A 13,749-nucleotide genomic window follows, 5' to 3' on the forward strand; every position below is an offset into this window, starting at 1 on the left:
TACGACAAACTCGCACGCAACTACCTCGCAGGCGCACTCATCGCCGCCACTTGTGCTTACTGGATCAATTGAGTCCGAACCCTAGCGCGCCCACCGCAGGGCCATCACGTCGAGTTCGCGGGCGAGTTCCAGCAGTCCGGCCTCGGCGGCGGGCGCCGGGCGGCGCAGCGGATGGCGGACATCGTCGCAGGCGATGATGCCGCCGGCCTTCATCAGGATCTTCGCCGTGATGAGGCCGCACTGGCGGTTCTCGTGGTTGATGAGCGGCAGCCACTTCGCGTAGGCGCGCCGCGTCGCCGCGCGGTCGCCGGCGAACCAGGGGTCCATGATCTCGCGGATGCCGTCGGGGTAGCCGCCGCCGGTCATCGCGCCGGTGCAGCCGGCGTCGAGGTCGGCCATCAGCGTGATCGCCTCCTCGCCGTCCCACGGGCCCTCGATGGCGTCGCCGCCGAGCGCCAGGAGGTCGCGCAGCTTGGTCGCGGCGCCGGCCGTCTCGATCTTGAAGTAGGAGACGTTGGCGATCTCGCGCGCCATGCGGGCGAGCAGCGCCGGCGACAGCGGCGTGCCGGCGACGGGGGCGTCCTGGATCATGATCGGAATGGAGATCGCGTCGGAGACGACGCGGAAGAACTCCTCGACCTGTCCCTCGCCGACGCGGAAGGTCGCGCCGTGATAGGGCGGCATGATCATCACCATGGCCGCGCCCATGTCCTGCGCGGCGCGCGAGCGCTCGGCGCAGACGCGGGAGGAGAAGTGCGTCGTGGTGACGATCACCGGCACGCGGCCGGCCACGTGCTCGAGGCACAGCCGGGTGAGGACCTCCCTCTCCGCGTCCGACAGCACGAACTGCTCGGAGAAATTGGCCAGGATGCACAGGCCGTGCGAGCCGGCGTCGATCATGAAGTCGAGGCAGCGCTTCTGGCCCTCGAGGTCGAGGCCGCCGGCCGCGTCGAAGATGGTGGGGACGACGGGGAAGACGCCGCGATAGGGGCGCGGGGCGGCGGGACGGGCGGGCATGCGGTTCCTCCGGGACGGTCGCGGCCCGTCGCGCGGGCCTTGGCGACACGCTAGGCCGGCAGGCCCGCGGGTTACAATCCCGACGCCGGCATGGGCGCCTCTCCCGTTGCGCAACGCAGGCTGGCAGAAGGACCATTTTCCCTCGTTTGGCGAACGCGCGCGGCAGTGGAAAGCTGGAGCGCGACGGCCGGGGCGGCTGTGATTCGGGGGGATCCATGCGCAAGACGATGCTCGCGGCGCTCGCCGCGGTGGTGATGGGCGGGGCAGGCGCGGCACTGGCCTTCGAGGACCCTCCCGCGACGACGGCCGACTTCGTGCTCGGCGCCAAGGCGACGGGGCCGAACTACCGGGTCGAGCAGGAGGTGCGCAGCGACGGACTGATGCATCTCTTCGTGCTGCGCACCACCGGCGGCACCTACGACATCGGCGGCAACGACCTCATGAAGACGCGCATCCGGGAGCTGGAGGCGCTGCGCAAGCTGCAGGCGATGTCGGAGAGCGACGTCTTCGTGAAGTCGCTGGCCCAGACGGCCGCCGCACCGCTCGAGTTCGGGGCGGACCTCATCAAGGACCCCGGCGCGACGCTGAAGCGTTCGGCGTCCGGCGTCGCCAATATGTTCGGCCGCCTCGGCGCCGCCATCGACAACCGCAGCAGCAACCGCGACAACGCGGTGACGAGCGTGCTCGGCGTCGACGCCGCCCGCCGGGCGCTGGCGGTGCAGCTCGACGTCGATCCGTACACGGATTTCCCGCCGCTCGCCGCCAAGCTCGGCGACATCGCCTCCGCCTCGGCCTTCGGCGGCCTCACCGTGAAGGGCCTGCTGATGCTGGTGCCGGGCGGCGCGGGCGTGGTCGTCAGCAGCGCCTCGACCGCGGACACCATCCGCAACACGCTGCGCGACCGCACGGCGGCGCAGGTCATCGAGATCGTGCGCGGCAGCCTGCAGAAGAACGGCGTGCCGCCGCCCGTGACGGACCGCCTGGTGCAGAACCGCGCCTACACGCCGGCCGACCTGCTCATCATGTCGGAGGCGCTCGGCCGCCTGAAGGCAGGCAACACCCGGCTGTTCGTGTCGCGCGCGGCGAATGCCGCCACGCGGGAGGAGGCGCTGTTCCAGCGCCACCGCGCCATGCTGCTCGCCGACCGCGCCGGGTCGCTCGGCATCGGCGCCTTCACCGACGTCGGCGGCTTCCCGCTCAACCGGCTGAAGGACGGCCGAATCCTGGCGCTGATGCCGCTCGACTCGGTGTCGTGGACGCCGAACGTCGCCGCCGCCTTCGGCCGCATGGCCGACGCCGCGAAGGGCGAGGCGACCGGCCCCGTGCTGATGATCACGGGCAGCGTCACGCCGATGGCGGAGCAGGCGATCCGAGCGCGCGGCTGGTCCGTCGAGCGGGCGAACTGAGGCGCGCCGCGCCTCAGGCGCCGACGACCGCGTCGAGCTCGCGATAGTCGGGCAGCGTCGTGTCGATGGCCTTGCCGTGGCGCAGCACGGTGCGGTCGGACTGCGGGCGGGAGAGCAGCTCGGTCCAGTTGCGAGCCCGGAAGAGCACGAGGTCGGCCGCCTCCCCCACGCGGATGCGGCCGCGGTCGATACCGAGCGCGGCGGCGGGAGCGGAGGTCACGGCGCCCGGCCAGTCGGCGACCGGGTGGTCGAAATGCGCGATCCGCGTCGCCTCCCGGTAAACTTCCAGGAGGTCGAGGTCGCCATAGGCGTAGAACGGGTCGCGCGTGTTGTCGGACGCGACCATGACGGTAACGCCCCGCGCCTTCATCTCGTGCAGCAGGGTGACGCCGCGGCGGCGGGGTGTGACGCCGGCAGCGCGGCTCTGCAGGTACATGTTGCACATCGGCAGCGACACGACGGCGATGCCGGCGCGGGCGACGAGGTCCATCGTGCGTGCCGCCTCGTCCTCGGCATGCACCGAGAGCGAGCAGCAGTGCCCGACGAGGATGCGGCCCTCGAAGGCGTGGGCGAGCGCCGTCTCGGCGATCAGCCGCAGCGACGTGGCGCCCGGGTCGAGCGTCTCGTCGACATGGAAGTCGAGGTCCCAGCCCCGCGCCGCCGCCGTGCGGAACAGCAGGGCGAGTCCGTCCTTCAGCTGCGGCACGCCGTAGGTGACGGCGCCGAGGATGCCGCTGCCGTGCGCGGAGACGTTCGCCACGACGTCGGCCATGTGCGCCTCGTCGAGCGCCAGCTCGATGCCGAACAGCGGCGAGGCCTGCAGCGCCACCTTGCCCGCCCATTTTTCGCGCATGGCGGCGAAGACGGGGAAGGAGACGCCCGTCTGGCCGATGCGGCTGTCGATGTGGGTGCGGATGGCGACGGTGCCGTGCGCGTAGGCGCAGCGGAGGCCGAAGTCCATGCGGGCCGTGACGTCTGCGGCGCTCCAGTTTGTCTCGCGGTCGGCCATCACGGTCGTCAGCGCGCCCATGAAGCTGCCGTCCGGGTTGGCGGCGCGCGGCCAGATGTGGCCCTTGTCCAGGTGGGTGTGGGCGTCGACGAAGCCCGGCCACGCCATGCCGCGGTCGAGGTCGATCGCCGGCAGTCCGGCCGCGCCCTCGCCGGGCGGGACGATGGCCTCGATCCGGCCGGCGCCGACGTGCAGGTTGGCCCGTACCAGCCCGTCGCCCGCCGCCGGCAGGCCTTCCGCGTCGACGAGCGCCGCCGGCAGCGTGGCGTTGGACAGCCGGAAGGCCGGCGCGTGCGGCACCGTGGCGAAGCCGTGGGCCATCGGTCAGTTCTCCCGCTTCACGGCGCTCTCGTGCCAGCGGCGCAGGAGCATGTGGGACACCGCGCTGGTGGCGAGGAAGATGGCGATGCCCGAGCCCGAGATCAGCACGAGGGCGGCGAACATGCGCGGGATCTTGAGCTGGTAGCTCGCCTCGAGGATGCGGTAGGCGAGGCCCGAGGCGTTGCCGCCGGAGCCGGCGACGAACTCCGCCACCACGGCGCCGATCAGCGCCAGGCCGCCGGAGATCTTCAGCCCTCCGAGGAAGTAGGGCAGCGCGGCCGGCAGCTTCAGGTAGCGCATCGTCTGCCAGCGCGTCGCCCCGTAGAGCTGGAACAGGTTGACGAGGTTGTGGTCGGCGCTGTTCAGCCCGAGGATCGTGTTCGACAGGATCGGGAAGAAGGCGACAATCCACGCGCAGATCAGCAGCGACAGGTTGATGTCGCCCACCCAGATGATGATCAGCGGCGCGATGGAGACGACCGGCGTCACCTGCAGCACCACCGCGTAAGGGAAGAGCGACTTCTCCAGCCACTTCGACTGCGTGAAGACGACGGCGAGCGCGACGCCGATCGACACCGCCGCGACGAGGGCGGCGAAGGTGATGCGCAGCGTGATCCACAACGCGCCCGAGAGCGTGCCCCAGTCGGTCACCAGCGTCTGCGCGATCAGCAGCGGGCCGGGCAGGATGTAGGACGGCACGTTGTTGACGCGCACGATGATCTCCCACGCCAGCAGCGCGACGATGCCGGTGGCGACGGGGGCGAGGATGCCGGGCCAGGCCGAGACGCCGATGCCCAGGATCTTCCGTTCCGTGGCGAAGACGGGGCGGGCCTCGGCGTCGGTTCCGTCATGCGGCACGGACGCGGCAGGAAGGGTGCTGTCGCTCATTGGGCGATCGCCTCCTTCAGGGTTTCCGACGCCACCCGGCACAGGTGGGCGTATTCGGCGGAGGTGCGGAACAGGTCGTCGCGCGGATAGGGCGCGTCGACCGCGAGGTCGGCCATCACCCGGCCCGGGCGCGCCGCCATCACGACGATGCGCTGCGAGAGGTAGACGCTCTCGAACACCGAGTGCGTCACGAAGACGGCGGTGAAGCGCTGGTCGGCCCACAGCCGCAGCAGGTCGTCGTTGAGCTTGTGGCGGGTGATCTCGTCGAGCGCGGCGAAAGGCTCGTCCATCAGCAGGATGCGCGGATGGGTGACGAGCGCGCGGGCGATCGAGACGCGCATCTTCATGCCGCCGGAGAGTTCGCGCGGGTAGGCCTTCTCGAACCCCTTGAGGCCCACCAGCGCCAGCATCTCGGCCGAGCGGTCCCGGGCCTCGCCCTTGTTGGCGTGGCGCAGCACGAGCGGCAGCATGATGTTGTCCAGCGCCGTCGCCCACGGCATCAGCGTGGGGTCCTGGAACACGAAGCCGAGGTCGCGCCGCGGCGCGCCGGAGGCATCGTGCTCCATGGTCGGCCAGTCGATGGTGCCGGCGCTGGGCGCGCCGAGGCCGGCGACCATGCGCAGCAGCGTCGACTTCCCGCAGCCGGAGGGGCCGAGCAGGCTGACGAACTCGCCCTCGGCGAGGTCGAGGTCCACGTCGCGCACCGCCAGCGTGCCGTTGCCGAACTGCTTCGACACGTGGCGGATGGAGACGAGGGGCGGCACCGGCCGCCCCGCGGGGGACGCACTCATCGACTGGACCTGCACCGTCAGGCCTTGCCCACGCCCTTGTTGACGAACTCGAGGCTGAAGGCCTTCGAGATGTCGAGCCCGGTCGGGAACACGCCGGTGCCGGCCATCGTCTCGTAGAATCGCTTCCAGCGCTCCGCCGTCATGGCGCCGATGCCAAGCGTGAGGGCGTCGCCCGAGTTGACGATGCCGCGCTCGTTCATGACCTTGAGCGCGTAGGCCATCTTCTCGTCGTCCATGTCGGGGTTGTCCTTCTTGATCATGGCGTTCGCCGCCTCGATCGCCGGACCGCCCTTCATGTACTCCGCCCAGCCCTCGAGCGAGGCGTTGATGAAGCGCTGCACGAGGTCCTTCTTTTCGTCGACCATCTTGCGCGAGATGTTGATCGTCGTCTGGTAGTTGTCGAAGCCGGCGTCGGCGATGAGGTGGACCACCGGGTTCACGCCCGCCTTCATGATCGCGTAAGGCTCCGACGACAGGAACCCCTGCTGCGAGACCTGCTTGTCGGCCAGGAACGGCGCCATGTTGAAGGTGTAGGGGCGCACCTGCTCGTCGGTGAAGCCGAACTTCGCCTTCAGGAACGGCCAGAAGCTGGTGCGGCCGCCGGCGCCGACGAGAATCGGCTTGCCCTTGAGCGCCGGGAAGCTGTCGTTGCCGACGCCCGGATGCGAGATGATGACCTGCGGGTCCTTCTGGAAGATCGCGGCGATGCAGAGGAAGGGAAGGTTCTCGCGGGCGTAGTTGATGGCCTCGAAGCTGTTGGACATGATCATGTCCACGCGGCCCCCGAGCAGCAACTGCGACGGGTTCTGCTGCGGGCCGCCCATGCGGATGTCCGCGTCGATGCCGTACTTCTTGTAGATGCCGTTGGCGACGGCCAGGTAGAAGCCGCCGTGCTCGGCCTGCGCGCGCCAGTTGGTCTGGTAGCTCACCTTGTCGAGCGTCTGCGCGTTCACGCGCGCTCCCGGCACGGGAATCAGGACCGAGGCGGCGGTTCCGCCGAGCAGGCCCAGCGCGGCACGCCGGTCGATACGGTACTTCATGGCCTTGATGTCGCTCGAGTCGCTCATTGAGGGGCTCCCGTCCACTGGTCCCGGCCTGCGCCGGCGTCGGCGTCGGGCTCTGCAACGCCCGTGCCGCGCGCCGCCGGCCGGCCGGGGCGAGGCGGCGCGGGACGCCGTGGAAAAGCATGCCACAGGATGCGGCAATTGCACGGGCTTTGTGCAATCATCCCCCGGTCGTTTCGGCCTGCTGCCTCGCTGTCCGGCAGCCGGCCCGGCGCGCGACGGCAGACGGCCCGCCGGGTATGGTTTTTGCTGCCGGGCGACGAACAACGCATGACGAGGTGCCCATGACGTCCCCGCGGCTCGCCCAGACCCTGGAAACCCCCGCCACCGCCATCGAAGCGGTGCTGGGCGACATCGGCGACGTGCCGGTCGTCACCGAACCGCAGGTGGTGCGGCGCCGCTCGCGCGACTTCTTCTGGTACAGCCCCGTCCTCAACGAGCAGCTGAAGGACAAGTCCGCCGACGTGATCGTCGCGCCGCGCAGCGAGGCCGACGTCATCGCCGTCGCCGCCGCCTGCGCCAGGCACCGCGTGCCGCTGACCGTGCGCGGGGGCGGTACCGGCAACTACGGGCAGGCGGTGCCGCTGGAGGGCGGCGTGCTGCTCGACATCACCGCCCTCGACCAGGTGGAGTGGCAGAAGCCCGGCGTCGTGCGCACGGGCGCCGGCGCCAAGATGCACGAGCTCGATGCCCAGACCCGCGCCATCGGCTGGGAGCTGCGCCTGCACCCCTCGACCAAGCGCACCGCCACCATCGGCGGCTTCGTGGCCGGCGGGTCGGGCGGCGTCGGCTCCGTGATGTATGGCGGCCTGCGCGAGCCCGGCAACATCCTGGCGGCCCGCGTCGTCACCGTGGAGGAGCAGCCCCGCGTCATCGAGCTGCGCGCCGACGCGGCGCAGAAGGTGAACCGGGCCTACGGCACGACCGGCATCATCACGGCGCTGGAGATGCCGCTCGCCCCGGCCTGGCCGTGGATCGACGTCGTCATCGCCTTCGACGACTTCTACGACGCCGTGCAGGTGGGCTACGAGGCGGCGCTCGCCGACGGCATCATCAAGAAGCTGATGACGCCGATCACCTGGCCGATCCCGGACTATTTCGGCGCGCTGAAGAGCGTCTGCCCGCCCGGCAAGAGCCTGCTGGTGGCGATGATCGCCGAGCCGTCTCTCGAGGTGTTCAAGGACCTCGTCGGCAGGCGCGGCACGTTCACCTACGAGGCGCCGTCCGACGAGAGCCCGGGCAAGGTGCCGCTCTACGAGTACACCTGGAACCACACCACCCTGCAGTGGCTGAAGAGCGACCGCTCGATCACCTACCTGCAATGCCTCTACCCGCACGACCGGCTGGTCGCCTCGGTGCGGCAGATGGCGGAGATATTCCCCGACGAGGTGCTGCCGCACCTCGAGTTCATCCGCTTCGGCGGCAGGGTCACCTGCTCGGCGCTGCCGATCGTGCGCTACACGAACGCCGACCGGCTGAACGAGATCATCCGGCTGCACGAGGAGCACGGCGTCTTCATCGCCAACCCGCACGTCGTGACGCTGGAGGACGGCAGCCGCCACAAGCGCGTCGACGCCGACCAGCTCGGCTTCAAGCACGAGGTCGACCCGCACGGCCTGCTCAACCCCGGCAAGATGCGCACCTTCGTGCCGAAGGCGGCGGGCTGAGGCCCGCCATGCGCATCCTCTACGTCTACTGCCACCCGCTGCCCGAGAGCTTCCATGCCGGGCTGCGGGCCGAGGCACTGGCGGGGCTCGCCGAGGCGGGGCACGAGGTGGACCTGCTCGACCTCTACGCGGAGGGGTTCGACCCCATCCTTTCCGAGGAGGGGCGTCGCCACTACCACGACACGGCGCGAAACCGCGTGGGGCTGGAGGGCCATGTCGAGCGGCTCATGAAGGCCGAGGGCTTCATCGTGCAGTTCCCGACATGGTGCTTCGGCTTCCCGGCGATGCTGAAGGGCTATTTCGACCGGCTGTTCATGCCGGGCGTCGGCTTCGACATTTCCGATCCGGCGCATGTGAAGCCGCTGCTCGGCCACATCCGCAAGGTCGCCGGCATCTCCACCTACGGCCGGCCGCGGTGGCGGGCGATCGCCATGGCCGACCCGCCGCGCAAGATGGTGAAGCGCTACCTGCGCTGGTACGTCGGGCCGCGGGCGACCGTCGATTATCACGCGCTCTACCACATGAACGTCGCGACCGCGGCGCAGCGCGACGCGTTCAAGGCCAAGGTACGCAGGGCGATGGCCACCTTCTGAGGCCGCCACCGCCTTCCGAGGGAGGAACAGGACCATGCCGCATCGCTTCTGGGGCGAACTGACGACGAAGGACTTCGAGGGCCTCGACCCCGAGCGCACGATCGCGGTGCTGCCCATCGCCGCCGTCGAGCAGCACGGCCCGCATCTGCCGGTCTGCACGGACACGGCCATCGCCGACGGCATGGTCGCCGAGACGCTGAAGCGCCTGCCGGACGACCTCTCCATCCTCGTGCTGCCGACGCAGGCGGTAGGCAAGTCGAACGAGCACCTGCGCTCGCCCGGCACGCTGACGCTCACCGCCACGACCGCGGCCGCCGTGTGGACGGAGATCGGCGAGAGCGTCGCTCGGGCGGGGGTGCGCAAGCTCGTGATGGTGAACTCGCACGGCGGCAACGCGGCGCTGCTGGAGGTGGTGGCGCGCGAGCTGCGCATCCGCTGCCAGATGCTGGCGGTGCACGCCGCGTGGAGCCGGCTCGGGAAGCCGCCGGGACTCTACACGCCTCAGGAGGAGGTCGTCGGCATCCACGGCGGCGACATGGAGACGTCGCTGATGCTCCATTTCCGGCCCGAGCTCGTGCGGATGGAGAAGGCGAAGAACTTCGAGCCGACGACGGTGGAGATCGCGAAGACCTTCTCGATCCTGCGCCCGACGGGCGTCAATGCGTTCGGCTGGATCGCGCAGGACATCCACGCCGACGGCGCCGCCGGCGACGCGTCCATCGGCACGGCAGAGAAGGGCCGCAAGACGGCAGAGTTCCAGGCCGAGGCCTTCATCCGCCTGCTGCGCGACGTGGCGGGGTTCTCGCTGAGCCGTCTCGCCTGAGCGGGTGCGGGACCCTCGCTCACCCCCTTCGCTGCCGCAGACCCCCACCCCTGCCCCTCCCCACAAGGAGGAGGGGTTTCGCCTCCGAGGAGGGGTCAGCGCCTTTCGATCCACCCTCGCCCCCTCCGCTCGCCTCCCCCTTGTGGGGAGGGGTCGGTGTTGGGGGGGGGCGTGACGAGGCCGGAGCGGCGGCTACTGCAGCGTGGCGCGATGACGCTCGCGGGCCAGCGCCTGCAGCTGCTTCATCAGCGAGATGTGCCGGTCCTGCAGGTCGGCGCGCCGGCTCTCGGGCACCTGCTCGTAGTCGATGGCGAAGGCGATGCCGCCGAACATGTTGCGGCTGATGCGCACCTCCACGTCCGGCGCCTGCGCGTCGATGAGGACGATGCCGTCCCAAGGGTGCCGCGCGGCCTTCCCCTTGCGGGCGGAGGGGCGGCGGGTCTCGTCGGTGTCGCTCATCGCTCAGGTGTCCTCGGCGGCTCTCCCCCCAGGACCGAACCACGCGGGCGGGCCGGGCCGCCATCCGGAGCACTACGCGCTTGGCATCTTCTTCCCGGCCGCGACACCCGCCGGCGTTAAGGCCCGGTGGCCTACAATTTGCGGTTGTACGTGGCACGGACGGTGATCAGGCCCTGACGGGCCCGGAAACGTCCCGGAACGGCACAATCGCTCGGGGCGCGGCGCCCCGAAACAGGACGGAACGGTAACCATGGCCACCCGCTACGACACGATCCGCCAGATGGCGCGCCAGCGCCTCGCGAAGCCCGAGCGGGTTCTCTGGGTCGACTATGCCAAGGGGCTCTGCATCATCCTGGTGGTGATGATGCACTCGACGCTCGGCGTCGGGGAGGCGATGGGCGGCACCGGCTTCCTGCACGAGGTCGTCGCCTTCGCCCGGCCGTTCCGCATGCCCGACTTCTTCTTCATCTCCGGCCTCTTCGTCGCCCGCGTCATCGACCGCGACTGGTCCACCTATCTCGACCGGAAGGTCCTGCACTTCGTCTGGTTCTACGTGCTGTGGGTCGCCATCCAGGCCGCATTCAAGCTGCCGCCGGCCCTGCTGCACGGCGACTGGGCGGCGCTCGCGCCGTTCGCCATGGCGTGGATCGAGCCGTTCGGCACGCTGTGGTTCATCTACCTGCTGCCGGTGTTCTTCGTCGCCAGCAAGGCGCTGCGCGGCGTGCCCGTCCCGGTCCTGCTCGCGGTGGCGGCGGCGCTGCAGATCGCCCACATCGAGACCGGCTGGACGCTCGTCGACGAGTTCGCCGGCCGCTGGGTCTACTTCCTGCTCGGCGCCACCTTCGCCGACCGCGTCTTCGCCTATGCCGACCGCGTGGCGGCCCGTCCGCTGGCGGCCCTCGGCCTGCTCGCGGCGTGGGCCGTGGTCAACGGCCTCGCGGTGAAGACCGCCTCCCCGGTTGCCGGCTTCACGTCCGTGGCGGCACTGCCGGGCATCGGCCTCGTCCTCGGCATCGTGGGCGCGCTGGCCGTGGTGACCGTGTCCGCACTCCTGGCGCGCGTTGGCATGGCCCGGTTCGTCGCAGCGTGTGGCAGGAACTCGCTGGCGATCTACCTCGCCTTCTTCCTGCCGATGGCAGCCACCCGCGCGCTGCTCGTCAAGTCGGGGCTCATCGCCGATGTCGGCGTCGTCTCGGCGCTGGTCACCGCGGCCGGCGTGATCGCGCCGCTGCTGCTGCAGCGGGCCGTCGCCGGCACCGCGCTGGACTTCCTGTTCGTGCGGCCGGCCTGGGCGACGCTCGGCCGCCGCCCGGCCCGCCTGCAGGCCGCGTCCTGATCAGGGCGCGGGCCAGCTCCTGACGGCGTCGAGAAGCACCCCTACCGCCGCGTCGATATCCTCCTGCGTGGCGTCCTCGGCCGGGTTGTGGCTGATGCCGCCCTTGCAGCGGACGAACAGCATGCCGACCGGGCAGAGCGGCGCCATGGCCATGGCGTCGTGGCCGGCGCCGGAGGGCAGTGCGCGCACCGGCAGCTGGCGGCGACGCAGCGCCTCGGACAGCGCCTCCATCGCACGCGGATCGCAGGGGCAGGCCTTCTCCTCGTAGAACGGGTCGATGGCCAGGGTGACACCGCGCCGGGCGGCGATCGCCCGGCACTCGTCCTCGATGGCGGTGACCATGCGCCGGCGCACGGCGTCGTCGGGGCCGCGCGCGTCGATGGTGAACAGCACCCGGCCCGGCACCACGTTGACCGCCCCCGGATCGGCGACGAGCCGCCCGACGGTCGCCACGGTCGTGTCGGCCGTGCGGCCGAGCCGTTCGACGGCCAGCACCATCTCGGCGGCGGCGGCCAACGCGTCGCGCCGCATGGTCATCGGCACCGTGCCGGCGTGGCCGGCCTCTCCACCGACGGCGACGCGCCGCCGGCTGGCGCCGTTGATCGCGGTCACGACGCCGAGCGGCAGGCCCTCGGCCTCGAGCACCGGCCCCTGCTCGATGTGGACCTCGAGGTAGCCCAGCACGTCCTGCGGCCGGCGGCGCAGGCCCTCGATGCCCGCCGGATCGCCGCCGAAGGCCGCGAGCGCGTCGCGCAGCGAGACGCCGTCCTCGTCGCGTCCGTCGAGGAAGATGGGGTCGAAGGTGCCGGCCAGCGCCCGGGAGGAGGCGAGGCTCGTCGGGAAGCGGACGTTCTCCTCGTCGCCGAACGCCAGCACCTCGATGGCGAAAGGCAGCCGCTCGCCGCGCTCGCGCAGCGCCTCGACCACGCCGATGCCGGCGACCACGCCGAGCGTGCCGTCATAGGCGCCCGCGTCCTTCACCGTGTCGATGTGGGAGCCCAGCAGGAGCGCGGGCAGGCCGGGCCGCAGTCCCTCGTAGTGCCCGACGACCGTGCCGAGGGCGTCCACCGAGACCGTGTCGCAGCCGGCCTCGCGCATCATGCCGGCGACGAGGTCGACCGACCGGCGATGTGCAGGCGAGAGGTACAGTCGATGGATCTGGCCCGGGACATCGGTGATGTCGCGCAGGGCGTCGAGCCGGCGCATGGCGCGGGCGCCGAGGGACGAGGGGCGGGTGTCGGGCGTCATGCGGCGACACTAGACCATGGCCGGGCACCACGGAAACTCGCCGTCCGGGGGAACTGACGCCTGCACGAGGGTAGACGTGTCGGGCATCAGGCTGCGGAGTCCTGTTCCGGGCCCGAACGCGACCGGCCCGTTGCGGTTGCCACGGTCTCTGCTTCCGCCACGGAGGAGCACCTGTTCCGCGGCGTTGAAGCCGGCCCTGCCCTCGTCTCCTATAGTGCGCGGTCGAACCGACCACAGGATCCAGGGAGCGACCATGCCCGACATCACCCTCGCCCAGGCCCAGTCCATCCTCGCCGGCGCCATCGAGGCGGCGCGGGCGGCGGGCATGATGAAGCTCTGCATCGCCGTGCTCGACACGCGGGGCGCCCTGAAGGCCCTCGCCTCCGAGGATGGCACCAGCCTCGAGCGCGACTCGGTCGCCCGCGGCAAGGCCTATGGCGCCCTCTCCATGGGCTTCGGCTCGCGCACCCTGCACCGCATGGCGGTCGACCGGCCGCACTTCATCTTCGGCGTCGGCAGCGTGATCGAGGGCCCGATGGTCGCCGTCCCGGGCGGCGTCCTGATCCGCGACGCGGCCGGCACCCTGCTCGGCGCCGTGGGCATCTCCGGCGACAACTCCGACAACGACGAGAAGGCCGCGATCGCCGGCATCGTCGCCGCCGGCCTCGTCGCCGACCCGGGGCAGTGAGGCGGCCCGGGAGCGCGACGGCCCCTCATCCGGCCCTTCGCACAAGGCGGCGGCCGCCCCTCATCCGGCGCTTCGCACAAGTCGACGACGGCCCCTCATCCGGCCCTTCGGGCCACCTTCTCCCCGCCGGCGGGGAGAAGGTGGCGCGCAGCGCCGGATGAGGGGCGACGCGCCGGGCTTGCCCAGTTCGTGCTTCGAAGAAGGCAGGAGCGGGCGACAGCCCGCGCCTGGCGCCGCGCCGAACGCCCTTAGGCCCCGGCGCCAGTCCGGCGGGGGCTCGTCGTCGTCGGGTCGGTGTTTCTGTCTGCGGATCCAGCGGGTGATGCGCGGATCGACGGCGGGTCTGCGGCCCCCGGGATGAGCGGGGGTAGAAGGGTGGGGATCCGGGCGGCGCTCGCCGCCGTCGATCCGCGCACGCTGTGGCGATGCTGTCGCCGGC

At 71.1% G+C, this 13,749-nt stretch carries 13 protein-coding genes; 6 read left to right on the forward strand and 7 right to left on the reverse strand.

The features are described from left to right. Window positions 1-81 precede the first annotated feature (81 nt). On the reverse strand, window positions 82-1,017 hold the full coding sequence (locus tag ACX9GQ_RS24830) for a dihydrodipicolinate synthase family protein (protein ID WP_459632285.1): 936 nt from the start codon (window positions 1,015-1,017) through the stop codon (window positions 82-84). Window positions 1,018-1,232: 215 nt separating this feature from the next. Here ACX9GQ_RS24830 and ACX9GQ_RS24835 point away from each other — a divergent pair, with 215 nt between their 5' ends. Next, a complete protein-coding gene (locus tag ACX9GQ_RS24835; protein ID WP_459632286.1) occupies window positions 1,233-2,423 on the forward strand; it encodes a hypothetical protein in 1,191 nt (396 codons plus the stop codon). Between the two features lie 13 nt (window positions 2,424-2,436). Here the strand turns inward: ACX9GQ_RS24835 and ACX9GQ_RS24840 are convergent, their stop codons facing one another. Genes ACX9GQ_RS24840 through ACX9GQ_RS24855 form a run of 4 tightly spaced genes read right to left on the reverse strand, consistent with a single transcriptional unit; the run spans window position 2,437 to window position 6,499 of the window. Next, on the reverse strand, window positions 2,437-3,753 hold the full coding sequence (locus ACX9GQ_RS24840) for a cytosine deaminase (protein ID WP_459632287.1): 1,317 nt from the start codon (window positions 3,751-3,753) through the stop codon (window positions 2,437-2,439). Window positions 3,754-3,756: 3 nt separating this feature from the next. Then, window positions 3,757-4,641 (reverse strand): ABC transporter permease, encoded by an 885-nt coding sequence (locus ACX9GQ_RS24845; protein WP_459632288.1) that lies wholly within the window; start codon window positions 4,639-4,641, stop codon window positions 3,757-3,759. Further along, window positions 4,638-5,432: an ABC transporter ATP-binding protein gene (locus ACX9GQ_RS24850; protein ID WP_459632289.1), complete on the reverse strand. Its 795-nt coding sequence runs from the start codon at window positions 5,430-5,432 to the stop codon at window positions 4,638-4,640. Before ACX9GQ_RS24850 ends, ACX9GQ_RS24845 begins: the two co-directional genes overlap by 4 nt. Window positions 5,433-5,449: 17 nt before the next feature. Next, entirely contained in the window at window positions 5,450-6,499 is a 1,050-nt protein-coding gene (locus ACX9GQ_RS24855; RefSeq protein ID WP_459632290.1) for an ABC transporter substrate-binding protein, read from the reverse strand. A 281-nt stretch (window positions 6,500-6,780) separates the two neighbouring features. Between ACX9GQ_RS24855 and ACX9GQ_RS24860 the strand changes: the two genes are divergently transcribed. From ACX9GQ_RS24860 to ACX9GQ_RS24870, 3 genes are read left to right on the forward strand one after another with little or no spacing between them, the layout of a single operon-like run. Beyond that, entirely contained in the window at window positions 6,781-8,163 is a 1,383-nt protein-coding gene (locus ACX9GQ_RS24860) for an FAD-binding oxidoreductase (RefSeq protein WP_459632291.1), read from the forward strand. 8 nt (window positions 8,164-8,171) lie between these two features. Continuing rightward, window positions 8,172-8,756, forward strand: a complete 585-nt coding sequence (locus ACX9GQ_RS24865; protein ID WP_459632292.1) for an NAD(P)H-dependent oxidoreductase — start codon at window positions 8,172-8,174, stop codon at window positions 8,754-8,756. A gap of 34 nt (window positions 8,757-8,790) precedes the next feature. After that, window positions 8,791-9,579, forward strand: coding sequence for a creatininase family protein (locus ACX9GQ_RS24870; RefSeq protein WP_459632293.1), 789 nt, complete (start codon window positions 8,791-8,793; stop codon window positions 9,577-9,579). A gap of 192 nt (window positions 9,580-9,771) precedes the next feature. Here the strand turns inward: ACX9GQ_RS24870 and ACX9GQ_RS24875 are convergent, their stop codons facing one another. Further along, on the reverse strand, window positions 9,772-10,038 hold the full coding sequence (locus ACX9GQ_RS24875) for a hypothetical protein (protein ID WP_459632294.1): 267 nt from the start codon (window positions 10,036-10,038) through the stop codon (window positions 9,772-9,774). Window positions 10,039-10,288: 250 nt separating this feature from the next. Between ACX9GQ_RS24875 and ACX9GQ_RS24880 the strand changes: the two genes are divergently transcribed. Next, window positions 10,289-11,374, forward strand: a complete 1,086-nt coding sequence (locus tag ACX9GQ_RS24880; RefSeq protein ID WP_459632295.1) for an acyltransferase family protein — start codon at window positions 10,289-10,291, stop codon at window positions 11,372-11,374. Here ACX9GQ_RS24880 and ACX9GQ_RS24885 read toward each other — a convergent pair whose 3' ends face one another. Next, window positions 11,375-12,622, reverse strand: coding sequence for an allantoate amidohydrolase (locus tag ACX9GQ_RS24885; protein ID WP_459632296.1), 1,248 nt, complete (start codon window positions 12,620-12,622; stop codon window positions 11,375-11,377). 253 nt (window positions 12,623-12,875) lie between these two features. On the opposite strand from ACX9GQ_RS24885, the gene ACX9GQ_RS24890 reads away from it, so the two are divergent. Next, entirely contained in the window at window positions 12,876-13,310 is a 435-nt protein-coding gene (locus ACX9GQ_RS24890) for a GlcG/HbpS family heme-binding protein (protein WP_459632297.1), read from the forward strand. The last annotated feature ends 439 nt before the right edge of the window (window positions 13,311-13,749 follow it).

The organism is Alsobacter sp. R-9, assembly GCF_054612375.1.